Origin of the sequence: Cupriavidus sp. SZY C1 (assembly GCF_032190535.1) — a bacterium.
Taxonomy (GTDB): domain Bacteria; phylum Pseudomonadota; class Gammaproteobacteria; order Burkholderiales; family Burkholderiaceae; genus Cupriavidus; species Cupriavidus pauculus_C.
On sequence record NZ_JAUANU010000004.1, the window covers coordinates 92,480 to 118,000 of the forward strand.

Consider the following 25,521-nt stretch of genomic DNA (forward strand, 5'->3'; position numbering starts at 1 on the left):
GTCTCCGTTGTTTGTCGGCCTGCCCGCCTGCGCCGGGGCCCGGCGCTACCAGTGCCACAGCGTGCCGTCGTGGGCCAGCCGGTTCACGGGCAGGTACGCGCGCTGGTACGGGTAGCGGGCCGCCAGCGCCTCGTCGATGTCGACGCCATGGCCCGGCGCATCGCCGGGGTACATCATGCCGTCCGCAAACGTGTACGCGTGCGGGAACACGGCGTCGGTCTCCTCGGTGTGGCGCATGTACTCCTGGATGCCGAAGTTGGGCACCCAGATGTCGAAGTGCAGCGCCGCGCCCATGCAGGCCGGCGACAGGTCCGTGGCCCCGTGGCAGCCGGTGCGGACCTGGTACATCGCCGCAAAGTCGGCAATCCGGCGCAAATGGGTGATGCCGCCGGCGTGCACCACCGTCGCACGAATATAGTCGATCAACTGTTCCTCGATCAGCGTGCGGCAGTCCCAGATGCTGTTGAAGACCTCGCCCACGGCCAGCGGCGTGACCGTGTGCTGGCGGATCAGCCGGAACGCGCGCTGGTCCTCGGCCGGCGTGGCGTCCTCGATCCAGAACAGCCGGAACGGCTCCAGCGACTTGCCGAGCCGGCCCGCCTCGATCGGCGTCAGCCGGTGGTGGACGTCGTGCAGCAGGTGGATGTCCGGGCCCACGGCGTCGCGCACCTTGTCGAACAGCTTCGGCGTGTGATCGAGGTAGCGCTCGGTGCTCCAGTCGTGCTCGGACGGCAGGCTCGCGTCGGCCGGCTCGTAGAACAGCCGGTCGCCGGACACGCCGTAGACCTTGTTTAGCCCCGGCACGCCCGACTGCGCGCGGATGGCCTTGTAGCCCATCTCCTTGTAGCGCAGCACTTCTTCCACCGTGTGGCCGATGTCGCTGCCGTTGGCATGGCCGTAGACCATCACGCCGGTGCGGCTCTTGCCGCCCAGCAACTGGTACAGCGGCAGGTTGGCGGCCTTGGCCTTGATGTCCCAGAGCGCGGTGTCCACGGCGGCGATGGCGCTCATCGTCACCGGGCCGCGCCGCCAGTAGGCGCCGCGGTACAGGTACTGCCAGATGTCCTCGGTCTGGTGCGGGTCGCGGCCGATCAGGCACGGGATGACGTGGTCCTCCAGGTAGCTGACGACGGCCAGCTCGCGGCCGTTGAGCGTGGCGTCGCCGATGCCGGTCAGCCCTTCGTCGGTCTCGATCTTGAGCGTGACGAAGTTGCGCCCCGGGCAGCAGACGATGACGCGCGCGTTGGTGATCTTCATGCAGGGTCTCCGGAAGTCCAGCGGGTTGTCACATCACGGCGCCCAGCGCCCACGGCACGAACTCGTTCTGCCCGTAGCCGTGCTGCTCGCTGCGCGTCTGGCGGCCCGACGCGGTGTCCAGCATCAGCCGGAAGATGGCGGCGCCCTTGTCGGCAATCGTCGCGTCGCCGTCCAGGATGTCGCCGCAGTTGATGTCGATGTCCTCGGCCTGCCGCTGCCACAGCGCGGTATTGGTCGACAGCTTCAGCGACGGCGCCGGCGCGCAGCCGTAGGCCGACCCGCGCCCGGTCGTGAAGCAGATCAGGTTGGCGCCGCCGGCCACCTGGCCCGTGGCCGAGACCGGGTCGTAGCCGGGCGTGTCCATGAAGACCAGTCCGCGCGCCTGCACGGGCTGCGCGAATTCGTAGACCTCCACGAGGTTGGTGGTGCCGCTCTTGGCCACGGCGCCGAGCGACTTTTCCAGGATCGTGGTCAGCCCGCCGGCCTTGTTGCCGGCCGACGGGTTGTTGTCCATGTTGCCCGCGTGGCGGGCCGTATAGGCTTCCCACCAACGGATGCGGGCCAGCAGGCGCTCGGCCACGGCCGGCGACACGGCGCGCCGCGTCAGCAGGTGCTCGGCGCCGTAGATCTCGGGCGTCTCGGACAGGATGGCGGTGCCGCCCTGCGCCACCAGCAGGTCGACGGCGGCGCCCAGCGCCGGGTTGGCCGTGATGCCCGAGTAGCCATCCGACCCGCCGCACTGCAGCCCCACGACGATGTGGCTGGCCGGCACCGGCTGGCGCGCCACGCGGTTGGCATCGGCCAGCAGCCCGCGCACCACGTCCACGCCACGCGCCACGGTGCGGGCGGTGCCGCCCGTGTCCTGGATGTTGAAGCTGTGCAGCCGCGCGCCGTCGGCCAGCGCCGCCAGGCCGGGCTCGGCCAGCAGCCCGTCGATCTGGTTCGTCTCGCAGCCCAGGCCCACCACCAGCACCGCCGCAAAGTTCGGATGGCGCGCATAGCCGGCCAGCGTGCGGCGCAGCACGCGCAGGTTCTCGCCCTCGCTGTCTGTGGCGCAGCCGGCGCCGTGGGTCAGCGCCACCACGCCATCGACGTTGGGGTAGGGCGCCAGCGCCTCGGGGTGGATGTCGCGCCGGAAATGGTCGGCGATGGCCCGCGCCACGGTGGCCGAGCAGTTCACCGACGTCAGGATGCCGATGTAGTTGCGCGTGGCCACGCGGCCGTCGGCCCGCACGATGCCGTCGAAGGTCAGCGCCTCGGTGGCCAGCGGGGTGTCGCGCACGTCGCTGCCGGACGCCGGGTCGCGCGAGACATCGCCCATCGCCAGGTTGTGGGTGTGCACGTGCTGGCCCGGCGCGATGGCCTGCCGCGCAAAGCCGATCACCTGGTTGTAACGCCGCACGGGCGCGCCCTCGGCAATGGCGCGCACAGCCACCTTGTGGCCTGGGGGGACGAGGCTCGTCACGGTCACGCCTTCGTCGCGCAGCACCGTGCCGGGCAGCAGTTGGCGGCAGGCGATGACGATGTCGTCGGCGGGATGGATGCGGATGACTGCCGGTGCGGACATGCGGCGCTCCGTCGGGGTCAGTTGGACCAGCCGCCGTCGATGACCTGCGCGGTGCCGGTGGTGAACGCCGATTCGTCGGACGCCAGGTAGACGGCCAGCGCGGCGACCTCGGCGGCGGTGCCGATGCGGCCCATCGGCTGGCGCGCGATGAAGTCGGCCTCTACCTGGGCCAGCGTCTTGCCGCCGGCGGCGGCCTGCTGGCTGATGCGCTGGCGCAGCGACGGCGATTCCACGGTGCCGGGGCAGATGGCGTTGCAGCGGATGCCGCGCGTGATGAAATCGGCCGCCACGGCCTTGGTCATGCCGATCACGGCCGCCTTGGAGGCACCGTAGACGAACCGGTTCGGCGCGCCCTTGATGCTGCTGGCCACCGACGCCATGTTGATGATCGACCCGCCGCCCGCGTCGAGCATCGCCGGCAGGAACGCCCGCATCATCCGGTACATCGCTCGCACGTTCAGGTTCATCGAGAAGTCGAAGGCGGCGTCGTCGCAGTCCAGGATCGAGCCGTGATGGACAAAGCCGGCGCCGTTGAACAGCACGTCGATGCGGCCGATCTCGCGCGCGGCGGCCTCGACGGCGGCGCCATCGGTCACGTCCAGCCGGCGGGCCTGGCAGCCCGGCAGCGCGGCCAGCGCCGCCAGCGTCTCGGGGTTGATGTCGGTGGCGTGCACCTGCGCGCCTTCGCGCAGGAACGCCTCGGCCGTGGCGCGGCCGATGCCCTGGCCGGCGGCGGTGACCAGCGCGATCTTGCCGGCGAGTCGTTGCGACATGGATGGCTCCTTGGGTGCGGGTCGTTATCGGACAAACGAACAAAGGCGGGGGCGGCGCGTGCCGTCACTTGCCGCCGACGAGGTTGGGCAGCCACATCACGATCTGCGGCACGTAGGTGATGGCGATCAGTGTCAGGAACAGCGGCGCCAGCCACGGCAGGATGGCCACCGTGGTGCGCTCCACCGACAGCCTGGCCACGCGCGCCAGCACGAACAGCACCATGCCCAGCGGCGGGTGCAGCAGGCCGATCATCAGGTTCAGCGTCATGATCAGGCCGAAGTGGATGGGGTCGATGCCAAGCTTGAGCACGATGGGCAGCAGGATCGGCACCAGGATCGTGATGGCGGCCGTGGTGTCGATGAAGCAGCCGACGATCAGGATCAGCACGTTGGCCAGCAGCAGGAACACCCACTTGTTCTGGGTGAAGGACAGGATGGCGTCGGCCAGCGCCTGGGCTGCCTGGCTGGTGGTCAGCAGCCAGGCGAAGATCGACGCCGCCGTGACGATGAACAGCACCGATGCGGTGGTCTCGATCGTGTCGAGCGTGGCCTTGGCCAGCGCCCGCAGCGTCATCGACCGGTAGCGCACCAGGCCCAGGAACAGCGCCCAGATCACGGCGGCCACGGCGGCCTCGGTGGGCGTGAACCAGCCCAGCGTCATGCCGCCGATCAGGATCACGGGCGCCATCAGCGCCATCACGGCCGAGAAGTCGAAGTACCAGTCCAGCGCCAGCAGCACCACCAGCGCGATCATCGCGGCCATGTTGGTCGACATGCCGGCCGACACGGCCAGCCAGATCGCCATCGGGAACGCCAGCACCACCACGATCTCCACCGTGGCCGCGCCCAGCAGCTTCCACGAGAACGCGGTGTCGCCGCCCCAGCCGCGCCGGTGCGCGATCCACGCCACGGTGGCCATCATGAACAGCGTCAGCACCAGCCCCGGCACGATGCCGGCCAGGAACAGCGAGCCGATCGACACGTTGGCCATCATCCCGTAGATCACGAACGGCAGCGACGGCGGGATGATGGGCCCCAGCGTGGCCGACGCGGCGGTCACGCCCACGGCGAACTCGGTCTCGTAGCCGTGGTCCTTCATCGCCTTGATCTCGATGGTGCCCAGCCCGGCCGCGTCGGCAATGGCCGTGCCGCTCATGCCCGAGAAGATCACCGAGCCGATGATGTTGACGTGGCCCAGCCCGCCGCGCATCCAGCCCACCAGCGCCACGGCGAAGTTGTAGATGCGGCCGGTGATGCCGGCCACGTTCATCAGGTTGCCGGCCAGGATGAAGAACGGCACGGCCAGCAGCGGAAAGCTCTCGACGCCGGCGATCATCCGCTGCGCCAGGATCACGTCGGGCACGGTGCCGCTGGCCCAGATGTAGAACAGCGACGCCAGCGCCATCGACACGGCCACGGGCATGCCCACCAGCATCAGCAGCAGGAACGATGCAATCAGGATCCACATGCGGCGCTCCTCAGTTGTCCGGCGCCTCGAACGCCGCCGGGCGCTCCAGGATCGAATAGCCGCGCCGCCAGTTCTGCACGGTCACCTGCAGCGACCGCCCGAACATCAGCACGAAACCCGCCAGCGCAATCCAGTACACGTGGCCCTTGTTCCATTCGATGGTGGTCATGGGCTCGTCGCCGACGATGCCGATGAACTTCCAGACCAGCCAGCACGCGTAGCCCAGGAACGCGGTGCGCAGCACGTCCACCAGCGTCGACAGCACGCGCGCCGGGCCGTGGGGCAGGTAGCGGTAGATCAGGTCCACCTGGATGTGGCGGCTCTTGCGCACGCACATCGACGCGCCGATGAAGACCACGCCGATCAGGCAGTAGGTGGCCAGCTCCTCCGTCCACGCCAGCGAGTCGTTCATCACGTAGCGCGTGAAGAACTGCAGGAAGACCAGGATCGTCATGACCCAGAACAGGCCCACCGTGAACCAGTCCTCGGTGGCGTAGCCGGACAGGTCCACCGGCTGCGCGTCGGCCTCCTCGAAGCTCTGGACGATTTCCTCGACCGAGGTCATGTGCGGGGCGCCCGCGGGCGGACTCGGGGCATCCCGGTCCGGCGGCAGGGCCTGGGAACGCATTTCCATTGGATGTCTCCGTTCCGTTGGTGGGGGTGCGGTGCTGGGGCTCCGTTTCCCGGCTGCGGGAGCGGGGGCGCCTTGTCTTTCTCCCCTCTCCCGCGCGCGGGAGAGGGGCCGGGGGAGAGGGCGTCGAGGTGCAAGTTGCGACGGGTCCGACGTGGAACCACCGGCCCTCACCCCCAACCCTCTCCCGCCAGGGCGGGAGCCGGATAGCGCGCTACTTCACCGCCTGGATCTTCTCCCAGTCGGCCTTGCGGTAGCCCTGGGATTCCACGCTGACGTTCTTGAGCACCGCGTCGCGGTATTCCGGGATGCTGACCTCGGTCACCGTGATGCCTTTCTGCTTGAACACGGCCACCAGCTCCTTCTCGCGCGCCACCACGTCGGCCGTGGCCTTGGCGGCGGCTTCCTGCGCCACCTCGGCAAACATCTTGCGCTCGGGCTCGGACAGCTTCTTCCAGAGCGCGCCGGAGATGATCGTGTTCAGGTGGTCGACGATATGGCCCGTCAGCACGATGTACTTCTGCACCTCGTAGAACTTCTTCGCCTCGATCGTCGTCAGCGGGTTTTCCTGCGCCTCGACGGTGCCGTTCTGCAGCGCCAGGTAGACCTCGGCGAACGCGATGGGCGACGTGTTCACGCCGCACGCGCGCGGCATGGCCAGGTAGGCCGGCACGTCGGGCACGCGCATCTTCAGGCCCTTCATCTCGGCGCAGTGCGAGAACGGCTTGTTCGACGTGGACTGCCGCGTGCCGTAGTACGTGGTGGCCACGATGTGGTTGCCCGTCTTCTGCTCGTAGCCGGCCGTCAGTTCCTTGTAGATGTCGCTCCGGGTGTAGGCCAGCAGGTGGTCGGGATTGCGGAAGATGTACGGGTAGTAGGTCACCCCGATGCGCGGGAACGACTTGGCCGCGAAGCTGGAGCCCGAGATGATCATGTCCACGGTGCCCATCGCCAGGCCCTGGTTGATGTCGTTCTCCTTGCCAAGCTGCGACGCCGGGAAGACGTCGATCTGGTACTTGCCGTTGCTGCGCTTCCTGATCTCTTCGGCTGCCCACACGGACCACTTGTGGAATGGCTCGGACGTCTCGTAGACGTGGGCCCACTTGAGCTTGGTCGGCGCGGCCTGCTGGGCCTGGGCGGGGGTGGTCAGGGCGGCGGCCAGCAGCAGGCCGGCACCGAGCATGGACGACAACAGACGGCGGCGATGCATCATGAATGTCTCCTATCCGTGAAGATGCCGCCGGCCTTTATCGGATGGCCGGTCGGCGGCGAGGGGGCGAAACGTCACCCGGTCAACTGAACCTTGGTACTGCGCGACTTGTCCGCGGCCAGCCGGAACGCCTCTGCCGCCTGCGCCAGCGGTAGCTGCGCGGACAGCAGCGGGCGCACGTCGAGCCGCCGGCTGGTCAGGTATTGCACGGCCCAGTCGAACTCGCGGCCGAAGCGGAACGCGCCCACGTAGTCGAGTTCGCGCGCCATGATGTTGTTGGCGGGGAAGTGCAGCCCCTCGGCCGGCAGCGTGCCGACCTGGACGATGCGCCCGCCGCGCCGCGTGGCGGCCAGGCAGGTGTCCAGCGCCGCCGGGCTGCCGGCCGCTTCCAGGCTGACATGGGCAATGTCCTGCCACGCGCTGGCTGGCGCCTCGGTGGTCAGGATCGCGTCGTCGGCACCCACGGACAGCGCCACGTCCAGCGGCCGCCGCGCGATGTCGCAGACGACGATCTTCGCCGCGCCGGCCAGCCGGGCCGCCATCACGGCCAGGCTGCCGATGGTGCCGCCGCCCGTGACCAGCACGGCCTTGCCCAGCAGGTCGCCCGCGCGGTGCACGCCGTGCAGCGCCACCGACAGCGGCTCGGCAAACGCGAGTTCGCCCAGCGAGATATCGGCGGTCACCGGCGTCAGTTGCGCCTCGTGCATCAGAAAGTGCTGCCGGAACATGCCCTGCACGTGCGGATACACGCTGGCGCTGCCCAGGAATCGCATCTGGCGGCAGAGGTTGTCGCGGCCGGCGCGGCAGTAGTCGCACTGGCCGCACGCGTGCGACGGGTTGATCGCCACCTTCATGCCCGGCGCCAGGCGCGTGACGGCGCTGCCCACGGCCTCGACGATGCCGGACGCCTCGTGTCCCGGCGTCAGCGGCTCGCGGATCACGAACGCGCCGACCTTGCCGTGGAAGTAGTAGTGCAGGTCCGACCCGCAGATGCCGGCGGCGCCCAGCCGCACCAGCACCTCGTGCGGGCCCGGCGCGGCCGGTTCGACGTCGGAGAAGCGCAGGTCCTCGCTGGCGTGGATATGGCAGGTCAGGGACATCACGACTCCTCCGTCGACAGTCTCGCGTCCTTGGCGTGGCCCGGCCACGCCGCGTAGAAGCGGCTGTGCGACCGCTCCAGGTGCTCGCACATCGCGCTGCGGGCCTGGTCGGGGGCGCCCAGCGCGATGGCGTCGATCACGGCGCGGTGCTCGGCAATGGCGGCGGCCCAGCTCTCCGCGTTCTCGAAGTGGTTGCCGAACTGCGCGAACAGCGGGTTGTGGCGCTCGTCGAACAGCTCGGCCACCAGCCGCAGCAGCACGGCGTTCTCGGCCACCTCGGCAATGCGCAGGTGGAACATCCGGTCGCCGCGCACGGGAATGTTGCCGCCGCCGGCTTCTTCCTCCATCAGCGTGACCGATTCGGCCAGCGCGTCCAGCAGCGGCGGGGTGCAGTGGCGCGCGGCGCCGGCCGCCAGTTCGCCTTCGATGATCTGCCGGGCGCGAATCACGTCCAGCGGCGGGGCGGCCACCACGCCGGCCGGCCGGCCCGCGTCGGCGGCGCAGGCATAGATGCCAGATCCCATCCGCACCTCGACCAGTCCTTCCACTTCCAGCGCGATCAGCGCCTCGCGCACCGACGGGCGCGACACGCCAAGCTGCACCGCCAGATCGCGCTCGGGCGGCAGCCGCGAACCGACGGGAAACTCGCCCGACTCGATCAGCCGGCGCAACTGGTCGGCAATCTGGCGGTAAAGGCGACGCGGTTCGATCTGCTGAAGCGGCATGGGGATTCCCGGCAGAGCAGCGGACAAATGGTCAAGCGGTCAGACCAATTTCTAGGAGACTTCGGGCCCCCCTTCAAGGAAAAGTTGTGGCGCGCCGCAGCATGGCCGTCACTTCAATTTACGCAGGCCGTGCCGCCCAAAACTACCGGCCGGGCCATTCGGCGGCAGGATTGTCCATGCCGGCCGCTACCGGGCGGCGGTCGCTATGTCGTTGAAAACGTTGAGGAATTTTCGATGAAACGCGCGTGCGGCGGCTGCCGTGCTTATGCGGGCCCCGCATTTGCTACTAAGCTTGGTTGGGACTGTCCGGTTCGCGGGCAGTCTGACGTGTTCCATCTGTGAGGAGATCACGATGAAAACGAAGACGTTAATACCCGCCGTCCTGGTCGCCGCCGGCATGCTCGCCGTGCCGTTCGCACAGGCCCAGCAACAGCAACAGGTGCCCGGTCAGACGCAACCCGCCGGTCCCCGGCCGATGCCCGCCCCCGGCCAGGCTGGCGCCATGCCGCCTACCGCCACGCCGATGCCACCCGCCACGGGCGGCCGCCAGCCGAGCGGCACGTCGCAGGGGCAAGGTATGCAGGGGCAAGGTATGTCGCAGGGGCAGGGCATGTCGCAGGGACAAGGCATGTCCCAAGGCCAGGGCATGCAGGGGCAGGGCCAGGGCATGTCCCAGCCAGGCAGCCGCCCGTCGGGCGCAATGTCGTCCAGCCCGTCCATGGGCTCACAGCCGATGGGCGCCCAGTCGCCGTACGCGCCCAAGAAGTGGAGCAAGGGGGACAAGCTGCCCGCCGAATTCCGTGACCGCCAGTACGTGATCGACAAGTACAAGGACTACAACCTGCCGGCCCCGCGCAAGGGCCACCACTGGGTCGGCGTCGGCGCCGACTACTACCAGGTATCGTCCAACGGGACGATCTACTCGGTGGGGCCGGGAGGAAGCTGATCCCCGGTGGGTAGGCAAGACAAAACGCGCCGGAGATCCGGCGCGTTTTTTACTGGTCAGTCCGGCAGTGCATCATAAGTCACCAGGAACACCTGGTCGTCGCCGGCGCTGACCGACAGCCAGACGATGTCCAGGTCCGGGAACGCGGCTTCCACGTTGGCGCGTTCGTTGCCGATTTCGACGACCAGCACGCCGCCCGGGTTCAGGCGCTTGCGGGCGCCCGCGACGATCCGGCGCACGATGTCCATGCCGTCGTCGCCGCCGGCCAGCGCCAGGCGCGGCTCGGCCAGGTACTCGGCCGGCAGTTCGCGCATCGACTGTTCGTTGACGTAGGGCGGGTTGGTCAGGATCACGTCGTAGGTGGCCCCCGACGGCAGCGGCGCGTAGAGGTCGCCCTCGTACAGCGCGATGCGGTCTTCCATCTTGTAGTCGGCCACGTTGCGGCGGGCCACGGCCAGCGCGTCGGGCGAGATGTCCACCGCGTCGATGCGGGCGGCGGGCCAGACGTGGGCGGCGATGATCGGCAGGCAGCCCGAGCCGGTGCAGAGCTCCAGCACCGGGCCGATCTGCGCCGTATCGCCCAGCCACGGCTCCAGGCCGTCCTGCAGCAGTTCGCCGATGAAGCTGCGCGGCACGATCACGCGCGAATCCACGTAGAAGCGCAGGCCGTGCATGAACGCCTCGTGCGTGATGTACGCGGCGGGCACGCGCTCGGTCACGCGGCGGTCGATGACCTTGAGCACCGCGTCCACTTCCTCGGGCAGCAGGCGGGCGTCCAGGAACGGGTCCAGCGTGTCCAGCGGCAGGTTCAGCGTGTGCAGCACCAGGTAGGCGGCTTCGTCGTAGGCGTTGGCGCTGCCGTGCCCGAACGACAGCCGGGCGGCCGTGAAGCGGGAGACGGCCAGGCGCAGCAGGTCGCGGACGGTCTGGAGAGGGGAGGTATTGGCCATGTGCGGACCCCGGAAATCAGGCGATCAGGCGTTCGAGCACGCCACGGTAGACATTCTTGAGCGGCTCGATGAAGCGCACTTCCACGTGTTCGTCGATCTTGTGGATGCTGGCGTTCGGCGGGCCGAATTCGATGACCTGCGGGCAGATCCGGGCGATGAAGCGGCCGTCGGACGTGCCGCCGGTGGTCGACAGCTCGGTGGTCACGCCCGTCTCGGCGGCGATGGCGGCCGACAGCGCGTCCGACAACTCGCCGCGCGGCGTCAGGAACGGCTCGCCGCCGAGCGTCCAGTCCAGCGTGTAGTCGAGCCCGTGCTGGTCCAGGATGGCGTGGACGCGCTGCTTCAGGCCGTCCGGCGTGCTGGCCGTCGAGAAGCGGAAGTTGAAGTCGATCGTCACATGGCCCGGAATCACGTTCGTGGCGCCGGTGCCGGCGTGGATGTTCGACATCTGCCACGTTGTCGGCGGGAAGTACTCGTTGCCGGTGTCCCACGTCTGGGCCACCAGCGCGGTCAGCGCCGGCGCGGCCAGGTGGATCGGGTTGCGCGCCAGATGGGGGTAGGCGATATGGCCCTGCACGCCCTTGACCGTCAGCTTGCCCGACAGCGACCCGCGGCGGCCGTTCTTGACCATGTCGCCCAGCGTGTCGACCGAGGTCGGCTCGCCGACCACGCAGTAGTCCAGCCGCTCGCCGCGCGCGGCCAGGGCCTCCACGACCTTGACCGTGCCGTCGTGCGCCGGGCCTTCCTCGTCGCTCGTGATCAGGAACGCGATGGAGCCGGCGTGGTCCGGATGGGCGGCGACGAATTCCTCGCAGGCCACCACGAAGCCGGCGATCGACGTCTTCATGTCGGCCGCGCCGCGCCCGTAGAGCTTGCCGTCGCGGTGGGTGGGCTCGAACGGGTCCGACGACCACTGCTCCAGCGGGCCGGTGGGCACCACGTCGGTATGGCCGGCAAAGGCCAGCAGCTTGCCCGCCGTGCCCTGCGTGCCACGCCGCACCGCCCAGAGGTTGGTCACGCGGAAGGTGTCAGGGCCGCTGACGATGTTCTCGCAGGTAAAGCCAAGCGCGCGCAGGCGTGCTTCGAGCACGGCCTGGCAGCCTTCGTCGGCAGGGGTGACCGAGCGGCGGCGCATCAGGTCTTCGGTCAGGGCAAGGGTCGGATTCATGGGGCAGGTGGAGCGGAAAACGTCAGAACAGCGAGGCGTAGGTGTCGGCGGAAAAACCGACGCTGACCTGGCCATCGCGGTCGAGGACCGGGCGCTTGATCAGCGACGGGCTGGCCTGCATCAGGGCCACGGCGCCAGCTTCGCTCTCCGCGCGGGCCTTGTCCGCATCGGACAGCGCGCGGTAGGTGGTGCCTTTCTTGTTCAGCAGCACGGCCAGCGGCACGTGCTTGAGCCAGGCGTTGAGCATGGCGGCGTCGACGCCCTGTTTCTTGAAATCGTGGAACGTGTAGGCGACGCCGTTCGTGTCCAGCCACGTGCGGGCTTTCTTGACGGTGTCGCAGTTGGGAATGCCGTAGAGCAGGACGGTCATGGTGCCGGGTGCGGAGTGGGGTAGCGGGAAAGCCGCGGGATGGGCTGGCGCGGTCAGCGGAACAGCAGGTTGATCGCGATGACCAGCCCGCCCAGGCCGAATGCCACGCCGGCCATGGCCACGGCGGTCATCAGGCGCAGCCGGCGGTCCAGCCGGCCGGCCTCCTTGCGCAGCGCCTCGATCGTGATGGCGTGCTGCTCGGCCAGCATCTTGACCGCCTCGGCCTGCTGCACGGCCGCGGCCTCCAGTTCCGCGATGCGTGCGGCCGGGTCGCGCGGCTCGGCGCTGTCGGCGGGCGCGGCATCGTCCTTGCGCTTGCCTTTCTTGAGCTTCTCGATGGTCTTGTTGGCCTGTTCGAGGATGGTGGGCAGCAGGGAGAGCACGGTACTGACGGTAGCGGGGTCGAGGGCCATGAGTCGCTTGCGGAGGGATGGCATCGGCGGGGTGTCCGGCCGCCGGGGCGGGCCCGGCGGCAGGCGCGACGGATCAGTCGCGCAGCAGGTCGTTCAGGCTGGTCTTGGCGCGGGTCTGCGCGTCCACCTTCTTGACGATCACGGCGCAGTACAGGCTGTACTTGCCGTCCTTCGACGGCAGGTTGCCGGCCACCACGACCGACCCGGCCGGCACGCGGCCGTAGTGGATCTCGCCGGTCTCGCGGTCGTAGATCTTGGTCGACTGGCCCAGGTACACGCCCATCGAGATGACCGAGTTCTCTTCCACGATCACGCCTTCCACCACTTCCGAACGGGCGCCGATGAAGCAGTTGTCCTCGATGATGACCGGGTTGGCCTGCAGCGGCTCCAGCACGCCGCCGATGCCCACGCCGCCCGACAGGTGAACGTTCTTGCCGATCTGCGCGCACGAGCCCACGGTGGCCCAGGTGTCGACCATCGTGCCTTCGTCCACGTAGGCGCCGATGTTCGTGTACGACGGCATCAGCACGGCGTTCTTGGCAATGTACGAGCCACGGCGGGCCACGGCCGGCGGCACCACGCGGAAGCCGGCGCGGGCAAAGTCTTCCTGGCTCCAGTTGGCGAACTTGGTGGGCACCTTGTCGTAGAACTGGGCAAAGCCGCCGGCGCTCATCGGCGCGTTGTCTTCCAGGCGGAACGACAGCAGCACGGCCTTCTTGACCCACTGGTTGACGATCCATTCCTTGCCTTGCTTCTCGGCCACGCGCAGCGAGCCGTTGTCGAGCTGCGAAATCACGTTGGCCACGGCTTCGCGGATATCGTTCGGCGCGGACTTCGGGCTCAGGCTGGTGCGGTCTTCCCAGGCCTGGTCGATCAGGGCTTGCAGAGCTTGCGTCATGATGGTGTTCTCGGTAGTGATTGTGTTCAGGGGAAGGCGCCGGAAGCTTTGCGCCCCGGCGCCAGGGCATTCGATCGGTGAAGCAGGAAAAAGCGTGCGCGCCGCGTCAGCCCAGCGACTTGCAGAATTCGACGATCCGGCGCGCGCCCTCCAGGCATTCGTCGGGCGTGGCCACCAGGGCCATGCGCACGCGGTTGCGGCCGGGGTTCACGCCGTGGGCATCGCGCGCCAGGTAGCTGCCGGGCAGCACGGCCACGTTCTGTTCGGCCAGCAGGCGCACCGCGAATTTGGTATCGGTCAGGCCCGTGCGCGAGACATCGGCCCAGAGGTAGAACGCCGCGTCGGGCAGGGCCACGTCCAGCACTTCGGCCAGCAGCGGCGTGACCTCGGCAAACTTGCGCACGTAGGCGGCGCGGTTGTCGCGCACGTGCGACTCGTCGCGCCACGCGGCCACGCTGGCGGCCTGCACGGCCGGGTTCAGCGCCGCGCCGTGGTAGGTGCGGTACAGCAGGAACTTGCGCAGGATGGCCGCGTCGCCGGCCACGAAGCCCGAGCGCAGGCCCGGCACGTTGGACCGCTTGGACAGGCTGGAGAACATCACCAGCCGCTCGAAGCCGCGGCCCAGCTTGTGGGCGGCTTCCAGCGCGCCCAGCGGCGGCGTGGCCTCGTCGAAATAGATCTCGGAATAGCACTCGTCCGACGCGATCACGAAGCCGTAGCGGTCGGACAGATCGAACAACTGCTTCCAGTCGTCCAGCGACAGCACGGCGCCCGTGGGGTTGCCCGGCGAGCAGACGTAGAGCAGCTGCACGCGGGGCCAGACGTCGGCGCCGATCTGGTCGAACGCGGGCGCGAAGTTGCGGGCCGGATCGCTGTTGGCAAAGACCGGCCGGGCGCCGGCCAGCAGGGCGGCGCCTTCGTAGATCTGGTAGAACGGGTTCGGGCACAGCACCAGCGGGTCGGGCTGGCTGGCGTCGATGACGGTCTGCGCGAACGCGAACAGCGCCTCGCGGGATCCGCTGACCGGCAGCACCTCGGTGGCGGCATCGACCTTCGGCAGCCCGTAGCGGCGCTCCAGCCAGCCGGCGATGGTCTCGCGCAGTTCGCTGGTGCCGGCGGTGGCCGGATAGACGGCCAGCCCGGACAGCGACGCGGTCATCGCGTCCTTGATGAACTGCGGCGTGGGATGCTTGGGTTCGCCGATGCCGAAGCTGATGGCCGGCTTGTCGGCCGGTTTCACATCGGCCACCAGCCCGCGCAGTTTCTCGAAAGGATAGGTCTGGAGCAGGTCGAGGCGCGGATTCACGGTGGCAGGCGGGGCGGCGGTTGAAACGCAGCATTATAAAGGAATGCCGCGCGCCGCCACAGGCGCCGTGCCGGCCGTGCGGCGCCGGCGCCGCGGGCCTGTGGCAAGGCCTCAGTACAGCATCACGCGCGACACCATGGCGACGATCGGCCGCCTGACCAGGCTCTCCAGCCGCGCGTGCAGGTGCAGCGGCCGCAACAGCATCTTGACCGTCATCTCGATCGGCAGATGGCGCCGCACCACGGCGCTGCAGCGCGAGTTCAGCGCCCGGACTTCGCGCTCGGGCACGTCCTCGCGGCCCTGTTCCACGCGCAGCACGTTGCGCAGCGCGATCTCGGTATCCTCGTTCTTGATTTCGAGCAGCCGGCGCGCCAGCGCCGACAGCACCTTGCCGCGCCCAAGCCGCTCGCGGTCGCTCAACTCGTTGAAATAGCGGAAGAAATGCTTGTAGTGACGCACCTCGTCGCTGGCGATGCGCCGGGAGAGGTCGCGCAGCACCGGCTCGTCGCTGGCCTGCTCCAGCGCCCGGTAGTAGGACGCCGTGCCGGTCTCCACCACGCAGCGGGCCGCCATTTCCAGCGCCAGGGTCGGCTCGAAGTTGTCGATCGAGCAGGTGGCGCTGTATTCCTCGAAGAACCGGCGATAGCCCAGTTCCCAGTCGAACTCGGGCCAGACGTGCTCGACGTAGCGGCGCAGGGCCAGGCCGTGCTGCAGTTCCTCGGCCTCCCAGTGGCGCGACAGCCATTCGGCGGCCTCGGGCACGGCGGCGTAGTAGCTGGCCAGGTTGCCGGCGTAGGTGTCGGACCCGCTCTCGACGAACGAGGCCCCGACGAGCAGGTAGAACAGGGTGCGGTTGTCGCGGACGCGTGCGACGTCGATGGCGGCGTAGTCGATGTCGGCAATCGACCAGGGCAGGTCGGCCGGCGCCTGGGCCGGCGGTGTTGCAGTCATGCTCGATCCTCCTGCGGCGGTGCGGCGGGGACAGCGCTTGCCAGAGGGGTCTCCGGCGTCACGCCAACCATTGCAAAGACTAGCACTAACCCTGATTAGTTTCAGTCCGGCCCGGCGGTGTGACGTTTTCATGAAACAACGAGCCGCAGTGGAAACCGCTTGCAGAATCGCGCGCAACCCTCGGAAAGTTATGGCTTTTCGGCGCGGGCGGAACGTGGCCGCGCGCCGGCCGCCACGGGCGATAAAGCGGCCGACCCATGGATTGGCGATGGTATGATTAGCGCCAATCTATCGGGCCCCGGGGGCAGTTTGCGGCGCAGGCGTCACGCCATGCCGTGTTCTCCGGCATGGGCCCGGCATTTCCCAATTCGTATCGCCCAAACCACACGACAACCGTGCGACTGTCCTCGATCAAGCTGGCGGGCTTCAAGTCCTTCGTCGATCCCACCAATTTTCAAGTGCCGGGCCAACTGGTCGGCATCGTAGGTCCCAACGGCTGCGGCAAGTCCAACATCATCGACGCGGTGCGCTGGGTGCTGGGTGAGTCACGTGCGTCGGAGCTGCGCGGCGAATCCATGCAGGACGTGATCTTCAACGGGTCCACGGCGCGCAAGCAGGCCGGCCGGGCCAGCGTGGAACTGGTCTTCGACAACGCCGAGGGCCGCGCCGCCGGGCAGTGGAGCCAGTACGCCGAAGTGGCGGTCAAGCGCGTGCTGACGCGCGATGGCACCTCGTCCTACTACATCAACAACCAGCCGGTGCGCCGCAAGGACATCCAGGACATCTTCCTGGGCACCGGCCTGGGCCCGCGCGCCTACGCGATCATCGGGCAGGGCATGATCTCGCGGATCATCGAGGCCAAGCCCGACGACATGCGGATCTTCCTGGAAGAAGCGGCCGGCGTGTCGAAGTACAAGGAACGCCGCCGCGAGACCGAGAACCGGCTGTCGGACACCCGCGAGAACCTGACCCGCGTGGAAGACATCCTGCGCGAACTGGGCAACAACCTGGAAAAGCTGGAAGGCCAGGCCGAGGTGGCGCAGCGGTTCCGCCAGTTGCAGTCCGAAGGCGAGGAAAAGCAGCACCTGCTGTGGCTGCTCCGCAAGCGCGAGGCGCAGGCCGAGCAGGAGCGGCACGCCCGGGCCATCGAGCAGGCGCAGATCGACCTGGAAGCCCAGACCGCCCAGTTGCGCCATGTCGAGGCCGAGCTGGAGACGATGCGCGCGGCCCACTACGCGGCGTCGGACGGCATGCACGCCGCCCAGGGCGCGCTCTACGAAGCCAATGCCGAAGTCAGCAAGCTCGAAGCCGAGATCCGCTACGTGGTGGAATCGCGCAACCGGCTGCAGGCGCAGATCGCCGCCCTGACCGCCCAGCGCGAGCAGTGGCAGGGCAAGGCCGACCAGGCCAATGACGACATCGCGCAGGCCGAGGAAGACCTGGCGCTGGCCGAGGCCCGCACGCTCGAAGCCCAGGACACCGTGGCCCAGAAGAGCGAGGAACTGCCCACGCTGGAAGCGCAATGGCGCGACGCCCAGCAGAAGCTCAACGACCAGCGCAGCGGCATCATGCAGGCCGAGCAGGCGCTGAAGCTCGAAGCGGCGCACCAGCGCAACGCCAACCAGATGCTGCAGCAGCTTGAGCAGCGCAAGGAACGCCTGAAGGGCGAGGAACAGGGGCTGGACCGGCCCGACGAGGTGCGTCTGGAAGAGCTCCGGATGGACCTGGCCGAGCAGGAAGCCATGCAGGAGGAAGCGCAGGCCGCGCTGACCGAGGCCGAGGAAGCGCTGCCGCGCCTGGATGCCGAGCGCCGCGCCGCGCAGGAGCGCGTGACCAGCGAGGCCGCGGCCATCGCCTCGCTCGACGCCCGCCTGGCGGCCCTGCGCCAGTTGCAGGAAAGCGTGCAGGCCGACGGCAAGGTCCAGCCGTGGCTGGAGCGCCACGGGCTGGCCGAGTTGCCGCGCCTGTGGAAGAAGGTCCATATCGAGCCGGGTTGGGAAAACGCGCTGGAATCGGTGCTGCGCGAGAAGCTCGCGGCGCTGGAAGTGTCCGACCTGGACGGGATCAAGGGCTTCCTGTCCGATGCCCCGCCCGCCAAGCTGGCGTTCTACACGCCGCCGGCCGCCGCGCGGCCCGTCGAGGCCCCGGCCGGGCTGCGGCCGCTGATGTCGCTGGTGCAGATCACCGAGCCGGGCATCCGCGCCGTGATGCAGGAATGGCTGGCCGATGTCTACACGGCCACCGACCTGCCGCAGGCGCTGGCCGCTCGCCACACGCTGCCCGAAGGCGCTCAGTTCGTGGTGGCCGACGGCCATCTGGTGGGCCGCAACGGCATCCAGATCTACGCCGCCGATTCCGAGCAGGCCGGCATGCTGGCCCGCGAGCAGGAAATCGAGAACCTGCAGAAGCAGTCGCGCGCGCAACTGCTGCTGGCCGACGAGGCCAAGTCGCAGGCCGTGCGCGCCGAGACGGCCTACACGCACGCCAGCACCACGCTGATCGAGGCCCGCGCCCGCGCCGAGCAGGCCACGCGCCGCGTGCACGCGCTGCAGATGGACGTGCTCAAGCTGTCGCAGGCCATGGAGCGCTTTTCGGCCCGCAGCAACCAGATCCGCGAGGAACTGGCCGAGATCGATGCCCAGATCGACGAACAGCGCGCGATCCGCGCCGAATCCGAGGCGAGCTTCGAACAGCACGATACCCAGCTGGCCGAGCTGCAGGCGTCGCACGAGGACCAGCAGATGGCCTTCGACGCGCTGGATACCCGGCTCACGAACGCGCGCCAGCAATTGCGCGACCTCGAACGCGCAGCCCAGGAGGCCGTGTTCGCCGAGCGCAACCTGTCCGGCCGCATCGACGAGCTGCGCCGCAACATCCAGATGGCCGCCGACCAGAGCGAGCGCGTGGCCGAATCGCTGGAAAACGCCCGCGCCGAGCTGGAAACGATCAACGAGCAGACCGCCAACACCGGCCTGCAGGAAGCGCTGGAAGTGCGCGCCGAGAAGGAACAGAAGCTGGCCGCCGCGCGCATCGAGCTGGACGCGCTGTCGGCCCAGCTGCGCCAGTTCGACGAACAGCGGCTGGCCGCCGAGCGCAGCCTGCAGCCGCTGCGCGACCGCATCACCGAATACCAGCTCAAGGAGCAGGCCGCGCGCCTGAACCAGGAGCAGTTCACCGAGCAACTGGCCACGGCCGAGGTGGACGAGGCCGCGCTGGCCCAGAAGCTGACCGGCGACCTGAAGCCGTCGTACCTGCAGGGCGAGGTGACGCGCCTGAACAACGCGATCAACGCGCTGGGCCCCGTCAACATGGCGGCGCTGGACGAACTGGCCGCCGCGCGCGAGCGCAAGACGTTCCTCGATGCCCAGTCGGCCGACCTGACCGACGCGATCAACACGCTGGAAGACGCCATCGCCAAGATCGACCAGGAAACCCGCGCGCTGCTGCAAGGCACGTTCGACCAGGTCAACCACCACTTCGGCGAGCTGTTCCCGTCGCTGTTCGGCGGCGGACAGGCGCGGCTGATCATGACCGGCGAGGAAATCCTCGACGCCGGCGTGCAGGTGATGGCCCAGCCGCCCGGCAAGAAGAACTCGACGATCCACCTGCTCTCGGGTGGCGAGAAGGCGCTGACGGCCATCGCGCTGGTGTTTGCGATGTTCCAGCTCAACCCGGCGCCGTTCTGCCTGCTGGACGAGGTGGACGCCCCGCTGGACGACGCCAACACCGAGCGCTACGCCAACATGGTGGCGCGTATGTCGGACAAGACACAGTTCGTTTTTATTTCCCACAACAAGATTGCGATGGAGATGGCCCACCAGTTGATTGGCGTGACGATGCAGGAGCAGGGGGTCTCGCGGATCGTGGCGGTGGACATGGATGCAGCCGTATCGATGGCGGAGGCCGCTTAAGATGGAACTGCAGAACGCACTGATCATCGCGGGTGTTGTATTGCTCCTGTTGCTGGTGGCCTATAACCGCTGGCAGATCCACAAGGCGCGCCGCGTGCGGCCGCTGATGCCCGAGGACGACCTGCCGCCGATGCGCGAGCCGGTGGTGGGCAAGACCATCCAGCCGGAAACGGAAGCCAAGCTGCGCGAGGCCCCACCGCCCGAGCACGTCTCGCGCCGCGAGCCGACGCTGGGCGAGGCCGGCAAGGGCCTGCGCCATGACACGGACGCCGACGCCGCAGCCGTGGCGACGGCCTCGGCCGCCGCGCACGCCGCGGCAAGCACGGCCGATGCCGACGAGATCGTGACCGACGAAGTGGCCGTCGCCGCAGCCCCGGCTGCCCACGCTGGCGCCCACGCGGCGCCGGCCGACGCCCAGGCGGAGGCCGAAGCACTGGCGCCGGCCCATCGGGCCCAGGCGGCCCAACCCGCCGAGCCCACCGAACCCTTGAAAGCCGCCGAGGCCAAGCCTCGCCCGGCCGTCGAGCCCGCCCCGCTGGACGGCCAGCCCGCGCCGGCGACGATCGACCCGCTAATCGACTGCATCGTGCCGATGCACCTGGAGCGCAAGGCGTCGGGCGACCGCATCCTGCCGCTGACCGGACGGCTGCGCCGCGCCGGCACCAAGCAGGTCCACATCGAGGGCCTGCGCGTGGAATCGAACGCCTGGGAGCCGGTGACCGCCGGCCACCAGTACGAAGACCTGCAGGTAGCGGTGCAGCTTGCCAACCGCAGCGGCCCGCTCAACGCGCTGGAGTTCTCGGAATTCGTCAACGCCGTGGAGGCGCTGGCGGAGGCGCTGGACGCGTCGGCCGAACTGCCCGACATGACAGAAACCGTGGCCAACGCGCGCGAACTGGACGGGTTTGCCGCCAGCGCGGACGTGCAGCTTGGCGTGAACGTGATTTCCGATGGCGCGCCGTGGTCGGCCGCCTACGTGCAGACCGTGGCCACGCAGGACGGCCTGGTGCTGTCCCGCGACGGCACGCGCTTCATCCGCTATGAACCTGGCGCCGACGGCGTGCAGAAGCCGCTGTTCACGCTGCAGTTCGGCGACACGAACTTCCTGCGCGACGACCTGACGCTGAACGCGGGCCGCCAGATCACGCTGCTGCTGGACGTGCCGCAGGCCGCGCAGGCCATCAAGCCGTTCAAGACGGTCTGCGAGTACGGCTACAGCCTGGCCCAGCGGATGGGCGCGCAACTGGTGGACGACAACATGCGCCCGCTCAGCGAGGCGTCGTTCGTGGCCATCTTCACCCAGCTCGAAAAACTCTACGAAAAGCTGGAAGCGCGCGGCATGCCGGCCGGATCGCCGGTGGCCCAGCGGCTGTTCAGCGTCTGACGACAAGCCCCCTATGACCGCCAAGAACGAAGGCGCGCGGGCTCCGGCCCCCGCGCCCGCCGGCGCATTGCCGGCCGACGCCTCTCCCGCCGAGCGCGTGCAATGGCTGCGCGCCGAACTCGATCGCCATAGCTACCAGTACTACGTGCTCGATGCGCCGACCATCCCCGACGCCGACTACGACGCGCTGTTCAGCGAGCTCCAGGCGCTGGAAACCGAGCATCCCGACCTGCTGACCGACGACTCGCCCACCCAGCGCGTGGGCGGGGCACCGCTGGCCGCGTTCGACACGGTGCGCCACCGCGTGCCGATGCTGTCGCTGAACAACGGGTTCGAGGACGAGGACGTGGTCAGCTTCGACCGCCGCTGCGCGCAGGGGCTGGGCCGGGCCCCCGTGGCCGCGCCGGCCGACGACCTGTTCAGCGCCGCCGAGGCGGACGACAACGGCGTGGAATATAGCTGCGAACTGAAGTTCGACGGCCTGGCGATGTCGCTGCGTTACGAGGACGGCCGGCTCGTGCAGGCCGCCACGCGCGGCGACGGCGAGACCGGCGAGGACGTGACCGCGAACGTGCGGACGATCAAGGACATCCCGCTGAAGCTGCGCGGCAAGGCGCCGGCCGTGCTGGAAGTGCGCGGCGAGGTGTTCATGTACCGCGCCGATTTCGACAAGCTCAACGCGCGCCAGGCCGAGGCCGGCGAGAAGACCTTCGTCAACCCGCGCAACGCCGCCGCCGGCAGCCTGCGCCAGCTGGACCCGCGCATCACGGCCAGGCGGCCGCTGTCGTTCTTTGCCTACGGGCTGGGCGAGCTGGAGGGCGCCGAGCGCCCGCCGACGCATGCGGTGATGCTGGACGGGTTTGCCGCACTAGGCCTGCCCGTCTGCGATGAGCGCCGGGTGGTGAAGGGCGCCCAGGGGCTGCTGTCGTTCCATCGTGACATCGGCGCCCGGCGCGACCAGTTGCCGTACGACATCGACGGCGTGGTGTACAAGGTCAACGCGATTCCCGAGCAGGAGCAACTGGGTTTTGTCTCGCGCGCGCCGCGCTTTGCGCTGGCGCACAAGTTCCCGGCCCAGGAGATGACCACGACGGTCGAAGACATCGAGGTGCAGGTCGGCCGCACCGGCGCGATTACCCCGGTGGCGCGGCTGGCGCCCGTGTTCGTGGGCGGCGTGACGGTGACCAACGCCACGCTGCACAACGAGGACGAGATCCGCCGCAAGGACGTGCACGTGGGCGATACGGTGATCGTGCGGCGCGCCGGCGACGTCATCCCCGAGGTGGTGGCCGTGGTGCTGGAACGCCGCCCGGCCGACGCCCGCGCGTTCGTGATGCCTACCGCGTGCCCGGTGTGCGGGTCGCACGTCGAGAAGCTGGAAGGCGAGGCCGTGGCGCGCTGCACGGGCGGGCTGATCTGCGCGGCGCAGCGCAAGCAGGCGCTGATCCACTTCGCGCAGCGGCGCGCGATGGACATCGACGGGTTGGGCGACAAGATCGTCGAGCAGCTGGTGGACATGGGCATCGTCCGCACGCCGGCCGACCTCTACAAGCTCGGCGTGGCCAAGCTGGCCGCGCTGGACCGCATGGCCGACAAGTCGGCGACGAACCTCGTGGCTGCCATCGACAAGTCGCGGTCCACCACGCTGAACCGGTTCATCTTCGCGCTGGGCATCCGCCATGTCGGCGAGGCCACGGCCAAGGACCTGGCCAAGCACTTCGGCAAGCTCGACAACCTGCTGGCGGCCGACGAGGCCGCGCTGCTGGAAGTCAACGACGTGGGGCCGGTCGTGGCCCAGTCGATCGCGGGCTTTCTGGCCGAATCGCACAACGTCGAGGTGATCGAACAGCTTCGCGCGGCGGGCGTACACTGGCCGGAATCGGAGCCCACGGCCCGCGCGCCGCTGCCGCTGGCCGGCAAGACCATCGTGCTGACCGGCACGCTGCCGACGCTGTCGCGCGAGGACGCCAAGGAAAAGCTGGAGGCCGCCGGTGCCAAGGTGGCGGGCTCCGTGTCAAAGAAGACCGACTACGTGGTGGCCGGCGCCGAGGCGGGCAGCAAGCTGGAGAAGGCCCAGGCCCTGGGCGTGCCCGTGCTGGACGAGGACGGGATGCTGAAGCTGCTGGCCGACGCCGGCGAAGGAGAGCCACAATGATCCGCGAAATCCTGAAGATGGGCGATCCCCGGCTGCTGCAGCAGGCGCGGCCCGTGACGCAGTTCAACACGCCAGAGCTGCGGCTGCTGATCGACGACATGTTCGACACGATGGAACACGCCAACGGCGCCGGCCTGGCCGCGCCGCAGATCGGCGTCGACTTGCAGGTGGTGATCTTCGGCTTCGACCGGAATCCGCGCTACCCGGACGCGCCCACCGTGCCCAAGACCGTGCTGATCAATCCGGTGCTGGAGCCGCTGTCCGACGAGATGGAGGAGGGCTGGGAAGGCTGCCTGTCGGTGCCGGGGCTGCGCGGCGTGGTGCCACGCCACCTGCGGCTCAGGTACTCGGGCTTCGACATGCTCGGCAACCCGATCGAGCGCGTGGCCGAAGGCTTCCACGCCCGTGTGGTCCAGCATGAATGCGACCACCTGATCGGCGTGCTGTACCCGATGCGGATCAAAGATTTCACGCGGTTCGGGTTCACGGAGATCCTGTTTCCAGAACTGCCGGCGAATTACGACGATTGAGGTTGGGGAGGATGGCTGGATCGTCGCGGCTTGCGGCGCTGGCCCTCTCCCCCGGCCCCTCTCCCGCAGGCGGGAGAGGGGAGCAAACCATTGGCCAGTTCAGGCTTGATCTCCCGACGGTGTTCTCCCCTCTCCCGCGCGCGGGAGAGGGGCCGGGGGAGAGGGCGTCGCGCTTCTGCTTGCCGACTCGTCCCCCGCAAGCCCCCAACTCAGAACTTCTCGAACTGCCCCAGGAAGCGCCACTTGCCCGGCGGCAGGTCGCCCAGGGCGATGCGGCCCATGCGGACGCGCTTCAGGCCCACCACCTTCAGCCCCACCTGTTCGCACATGCGGCGGATCTGGCGCTTGCGGCCTTCGCGCAGCACGAAGCGTAGCTGCTCCTCGTTCTGCCAGCTCACCTTGGCCGGCTTCAGCGCCACGCCGTCGAGCGACAGGCCGAAGCGCAGCCGCTCCAGCAGGTCTTCCGGGAAGACCGCGCTGATATTGCGTTCCACCGGCCCCTGCGGCGACTCCCAGACCACGCGCACCAGGTATTCCTTCTCCACGGTGGAGTCGTCGCCGATCAGCGCGCGCGCCACGCGGCCGTCCTGCGTCAGCACCAGCAGGCCCGTGGAATCGATGTCGAGCCGGCCGGCCGGGGCCAGGTTCTTGCGCTGCCAGGGCGCAAAGCGCTTGCGCGTGGGGTCCTCTTCCCACTGGTTCTCGGGCGCGAACAGCACCGCGGCGGGCTCGTAGCCGTCCTCGGCCTGGCCGGACACGTAGCCGACCGGCTTGTTCAGCAGCACGGTCACGCGCTCGCCCTGCTCGGAGCGGGCTTCCTGCCGGATCTCGATCTCGGCGTCGGGGCGCACGCGGGTGCCCAGTTCGGTGATCGGCTCGCCGTCCACCAGCACCCAGCCGCGCGGGATCCACTCGTCGGCCTCGCGGCGCGAGCACAGGCCCAGCTCGGACATGCGCTTGGACAGCCGCACCAGCCCGTCCTCGCGCGGCTCGGCAGCCGGCTGCGGGGCGGGGCGTTCGGCCCGGTCGGTCCGCTCGCCGCGCTCGGGGCGCGCCGGACGGGCGCGGTCGGCGGTATCGCTGAAACGACGCGCCGGCGCAGTGCCACGGCGCGGCGCGGCATCATCCCGTCGCGGCCGCTCGGCCCGCGCGTCATCGCCAAAGCGACGCGGGCGCTCGTCACGCTCGCCTTCGAAGCGGCGGGGGCGCTCGGTGCGCTCGCCTTCGAAGCGTCGGGGGCGCTCGGTGCGTTCGCCTTCGAAGCGGCGCGGGCGCTCGGTGCGCTCGCCTTCGAAGCGGCGGGGTTGATCGGCGCGCTCGCCCTCAAGGCGGCGGGGGCGCTCCGTGCGTTCACCCTCGAAGCGGCGTGGACGCTCGGTGCGCTCGCCTTCGAAGCGGCGGGGGCGCTCGGTGCGCTCGCCTTCGAAGCGGCGGGGCTGCTCGGTGCGTTCGCCTTCAAAGCGGCGCGGGCGCTCGGTGCGCTCGCCTTCGAAGCGGCGGGGGCGCTCGGTGCGCTCGCCTTCGAAGCGGCGGGGGCGCTCGGTGCGCTCGCCTTCGAAGCGGCGGGGCTGCTCGGTGCGTTCGCCTTCAAAGCGGCGCGGGCGCTCGGTACGTTCACCCTCGAAGCGACGCGGACGCTCGGTCCGCTCGCCTTCAAATCGACGCGGGCGCTCGTCGCGCTCGCCTTGAAACCGGCGCGGGGCCCGCTCGCCGTCGGCCGGGCGGGGACGCGCCGGGCGGGCCTGGCGATCCTGGCGCGGTGCCGTGTCGGCCGGCGCGGGCTTGCGCTTGTCCTTGTCGGCCGCGCG

At 69.2% G+C, this 25,521-nt stretch carries 22 protein-coding genes; 6 read left to right on the forward strand and 16 right to left on the reverse strand.

The genetic code is table 11. The features are described 5' to 3' along the window. Positions 1-45 precede the first annotated feature (45 nt). The 8 genes from manD to QTN24_RS08745 form a co-directional block, all read right to left on the reverse strand. Complete coding sequence (gene manD / locus QTN24_RS08710) at positions 46-1,257, reverse strand: D-mannonate dehydratase ManD (protein ID WP_124684126.1); 1,212 nt, start codon at positions 1,255-1,257, stop codon at positions 46-48. Positions 1,258-1,285: 28 nt separating this feature from the next. Next, entirely contained in the window at positions 1,286-2,824 is a 1,539-nt protein-coding gene (locus tag QTN24_RS08715; RefSeq protein WP_313836496.1) for an altronate dehydratase family protein, read from the reverse strand. Between the two features lie 17 nt (positions 2,825-2,841). Further along, entirely contained in the window at positions 2,842-3,597 is a 756-nt protein-coding gene (locus QTN24_RS08720; protein WP_313836498.1) for an SDR family oxidoreductase, read from the reverse strand. A gap of 64 nt (positions 3,598-3,661) precedes the next feature. After that, a complete protein-coding gene (locus QTN24_RS08725) occupies positions 3,662-5,065 on the reverse strand; it encodes a TRAP transporter large permease (RefSeq protein WP_124684129.1) in 1,404 nt (467 codons plus the stop codon). A gap of 10 nt (positions 5,066-5,075) precedes the next feature. Beyond that, positions 5,076-5,699 carry a TRAP transporter small permease gene (locus QTN24_RS08730; protein ID WP_124684130.1) on the reverse strand — a complete coding sequence of 208 codons (624 nt, stop codon included), beginning with the start codon at positions 5,697-5,699 and terminating at the stop codon, positions 5,076-5,078. A gap of 211 nt (positions 5,700-5,910) precedes the next feature. Beyond that, the gene (locus tag QTN24_RS08735; RefSeq protein WP_124685097.1) at positions 5,911-6,906 is read right to left on the reverse strand and encodes a sialic acid TRAP transporter substrate-binding protein SiaP; all 996 of its coding nucleotides are present in this window, start codon (positions 6,904-6,906) and stop codon (positions 5,911-5,913) included. A 74-nt stretch (positions 6,907-6,980) separates the two neighbouring features. Beyond that, a complete protein-coding gene (locus QTN24_RS08740; protein ID WP_313836502.1) occupies positions 6,981-8,006 on the reverse strand; it encodes an L-idonate 5-dehydrogenase in 1,026 nt (341 codons plus the stop codon). Then, complete coding sequence (locus QTN24_RS08745; RefSeq protein ID WP_313836503.1) at positions 8,006-8,731, reverse strand: FadR/GntR family transcriptional regulator; 726 nt, start codon at positions 8,729-8,731, stop codon at positions 8,006-8,008. Before QTN24_RS08745 ends, QTN24_RS08740 begins: the two co-directional genes overlap by 1 nt. Before the next feature lie 352 nt (positions 8,732-9,083). On the opposite strand from QTN24_RS08745, the gene QTN24_RS24900 reads away from it, so the two are divergent. Continuing rightward, the gene (locus QTN24_RS24900) at positions 9,084-9,677 is read left to right on the forward strand and encodes an RcnB family protein (protein WP_409558994.1); all 594 of its coding nucleotides are present in this window, start codon (positions 9,084-9,086) and stop codon (positions 9,675-9,677) included. Positions 9,678-9,733: 56 nt separating this feature from the next. Here the strand turns inward: QTN24_RS24900 and prmB are convergent, their stop codons facing one another. The 7 genes from prmB to QTN24_RS08785 form a co-directional block, all read right to left on the reverse strand. Further along, positions 9,734-10,627 (reverse strand): 50S ribosomal protein L3 N(5)-glutamine methyltransferase, encoded by an 894-nt coding sequence (prmB, locus tag QTN24_RS08755; protein ID WP_313836504.1) that lies wholly within the window; start codon positions 10,625-10,627, stop codon positions 9,734-9,736. A gap of 16 nt (positions 10,628-10,643) precedes the next feature. After that, on the reverse strand, positions 10,644-11,795 hold the full coding sequence (dapE, locus tag QTN24_RS08760) for a succinyl-diaminopimelate desuccinylase (protein WP_313836506.1): 1,152 nt from the start codon (positions 11,793-11,795) through the stop codon (positions 10,644-10,646). Positions 11,796-11,817: 22 nt separating this feature from the next. Next, positions 11,818-12,165, reverse strand: coding sequence for an arsenate reductase (locus QTN24_RS08765; protein WP_124684135.1), 348 nt, complete (start codon positions 12,163-12,165; stop codon positions 11,818-11,820). Positions 12,166-12,218: 53 nt separating this feature from the next. Then, entirely contained in the window at positions 12,219-12,578 is a 360-nt protein-coding gene (locus tag QTN24_RS08770) for a hypothetical protein (RefSeq protein WP_253699832.1), read from the reverse strand. Positions 12,579-12,651: 73 nt separating this feature from the next. Beyond that, on the reverse strand, positions 12,652-13,476 hold the full coding sequence (gene dapD / locus QTN24_RS08775) for a 2,3,4,5-tetrahydropyridine-2,6-dicarboxylate N-succinyltransferase (protein ID WP_124684137.1): 825 nt from the start codon (positions 13,474-13,476) through the stop codon (positions 12,652-12,654). A gap of 106 nt (positions 13,477-13,582) precedes the next feature. Continuing rightward, a complete protein-coding gene (gene dapC, locus QTN24_RS08780) occupies positions 13,583-14,782 on the reverse strand; it encodes a succinyldiaminopimelate transaminase (protein WP_313836510.1) in 1,200 nt (399 codons plus the stop codon). Positions 14,783-14,893: 111 nt separating this feature from the next. Continuing rightward, complete coding sequence (locus tag QTN24_RS08785) at positions 14,894-15,733, reverse strand: ferritin-like domain-containing protein (protein WP_313836511.1); 840 nt, start codon at positions 15,731-15,733, stop codon at positions 14,894-14,896. 395 nt (positions 15,734-16,128) lie between these two features. On the opposite strand from QTN24_RS08785, the gene smc reads away from it, so the two are divergent. Genes smc through def form a run of 4 tightly spaced genes read left to right on the forward strand, consistent with a single transcriptional unit; the run spans position 16,129 to position 23,713 of the window. Further along, the gene (smc, locus tag QTN24_RS08790; protein WP_313836513.1) at positions 16,129-19,644 is read left to right on the forward strand and encodes a chromosome segregation protein SMC; all 3,516 of its coding nucleotides are present in this window, start codon (positions 16,129-16,131) and stop codon (positions 19,642-19,644) included. A gap of 1 nt (position 19,645) precedes the next feature. Beyond that, on the forward strand, positions 19,646-21,028 hold the full coding sequence (locus tag QTN24_RS08795; RefSeq protein ID WP_313836514.1) for a cell division protein ZipA C-terminal FtsZ-binding domain-containing protein: 1,383 nt from the start codon (positions 19,646-19,648) through the stop codon (positions 21,026-21,028). A gap of 13 nt (positions 21,029-21,041) precedes the next feature. Beyond that, a complete protein-coding gene (gene ligA / locus QTN24_RS08800) occupies positions 21,042-23,183 on the forward strand; it encodes an NAD-dependent DNA ligase LigA (protein ID WP_313836515.1) in 2,142 nt (713 codons plus the stop codon). After that, positions 23,180-23,713 carry a peptide deformylase gene (gene def, locus QTN24_RS08805; protein ID WP_124684143.1) on the forward strand — a complete coding sequence of 178 codons (534 nt, stop codon included), beginning with the start codon at positions 23,180-23,182 and terminating at the stop codon, positions 23,711-23,713. The genes ligA and def overlap by 4 nt, the downstream gene beginning before the upstream one ends. Before the next feature lie 209 nt (positions 23,714-23,922). Here the strand turns inward: def and QTN24_RS24905 are convergent, their stop codons facing one another. Further along, a complete protein-coding gene (locus tag QTN24_RS24905; RefSeq protein WP_409558997.1) occupies positions 23,923-24,684 on the reverse strand; it encodes a pseudouridine synthase in 762 nt (253 codons plus the stop codon). A 406-nt stretch (positions 24,685-25,090) separates the two neighbouring features. Here QTN24_RS24905 and QTN24_RS24910 point away from each other — a divergent pair, with 406 nt between their 5' ends. Next, complete coding sequence (locus tag QTN24_RS24910) at positions 25,091-25,402, forward strand: hypothetical protein (protein ID WP_409558998.1); 312 nt, start codon at positions 25,091-25,093, stop codon at positions 25,400-25,402. The last annotated feature ends 119 nt before the right edge of the window (positions 25,403-25,521 follow it).

Bases quoted from the DNA above. Each gene is read 5' to 3' on its own strand.
- dapD (WP_124684137.1), bottom strand. From the start codon at position 13,476: ATGACGCAAGCTCTGCAAGCCCTGATCGACCAGGCCTGGGAAGACCGC.
- ligA (WP_313836515.1), top strand. From the start codon at position 21,042: ATGACCGCCAAGAACGAAGGCGCGCGGGCTCCGGCCCCCGCGCCCGCC.
- QTN24_RS08765 (WP_124684135.1), bottom strand. From the start codon at position 12,165: ATGACCGTCCTGCTCTACGGCATTCCCAACTGCGACACCGTCAAGAAA.
- QTN24_RS24900 (WP_409558994.1), top strand. From the start codon at position 9,084: ATGAAAACGAAGACGTTAATACCCGCCGTCCTGGTCGCCGCCGGCATG.
- QTN24_RS08745 (WP_313836503.1), bottom strand. From the start codon at position 8,731: ATGCCGCTTCAGCAGATCGAACCGCGTCGCCTTTACCGCCAGATTGCC.
- QTN24_RS08785 (WP_313836511.1), bottom strand. From the start codon at position 15,733: ATGACTGCAACACCGCCGGCCCAGGCGCCGGCCGACCTGCCCTGGTCG.
- QTN24_RS08740 (WP_313836502.1), bottom strand. From the start codon at position 8,006: ATGTCCCTGACCTGCCATATCCACGCCAGCGAGGACCTGCGCTTCTCC.
- QTN24_RS08795 (WP_313836514.1), top strand. From the start codon at position 19,646: ATGGAACTGCAGAACGCACTGATCATCGCGGGTGTTGTATTGCTCCTG.
- QTN24_RS08725 (WP_124684129.1), bottom strand. From the start codon at position 5,065: ATGTGGATCCTGATTGCATCGTTCCTGCTGCTGATGCTGGTGGGCATG.
- QTN24_RS08770 (WP_253699832.1), bottom strand. From the start codon at position 12,578: ATGGCCCTCGACCCCGCTACCGTCAGTACCGTGCTCTCCCTGCTGCCC.
- QTN24_RS08720 (WP_313836498.1), bottom strand. From the start codon at position 3,597: ATGTCGCAACGACTCGCCGGCAAGATCGCGCTGGTCACCGCCGCCGGC.
- prmB (WP_313836504.1), bottom strand. From the start codon at position 10,627: ATGGCCAATACCTCCCCTCTCCAGACCGTCCGCGACCTGCTGCGCCTG.
- QTN24_RS08730 (WP_124684130.1), bottom strand. From the start codon at position 5,699: ATGGAAATGCGTTCCCAGGCCCTGCCGCCGGACCGGGATGCCCCGAGT.
- dapE (WP_313836506.1), bottom strand. From the start codon at position 11,795: ATGAATCCGACCCTTGCCCTGACCGAAGACCTGATGCGCCGCCGCTCG.
- QTN24_RS08735 (WP_124685097.1), bottom strand. From the start codon at position 6,906: ATGCATCGCCGCCGTCTGTTGTCGTCCATGCTCGGTGCCGGCCTGCTG.
- def (WP_124684143.1), top strand. From the start codon at position 23,180: ATGATCCGCGAAATCCTGAAGATGGGCGATCCCCGGCTGCTGCAGCAG.
- manD (WP_124684126.1), bottom strand. From the start codon at position 1,257: ATGAAGATCACCAACGCGCGCGTCATCGTCTGCTGCCCGGGGCGCAAC.
- QTN24_RS08715 (WP_313836496.1), bottom strand. From the start codon at position 2,824: ATGTCCGCACCGGCAGTCATCCGCATCCATCCCGCCGACGACATCGTC.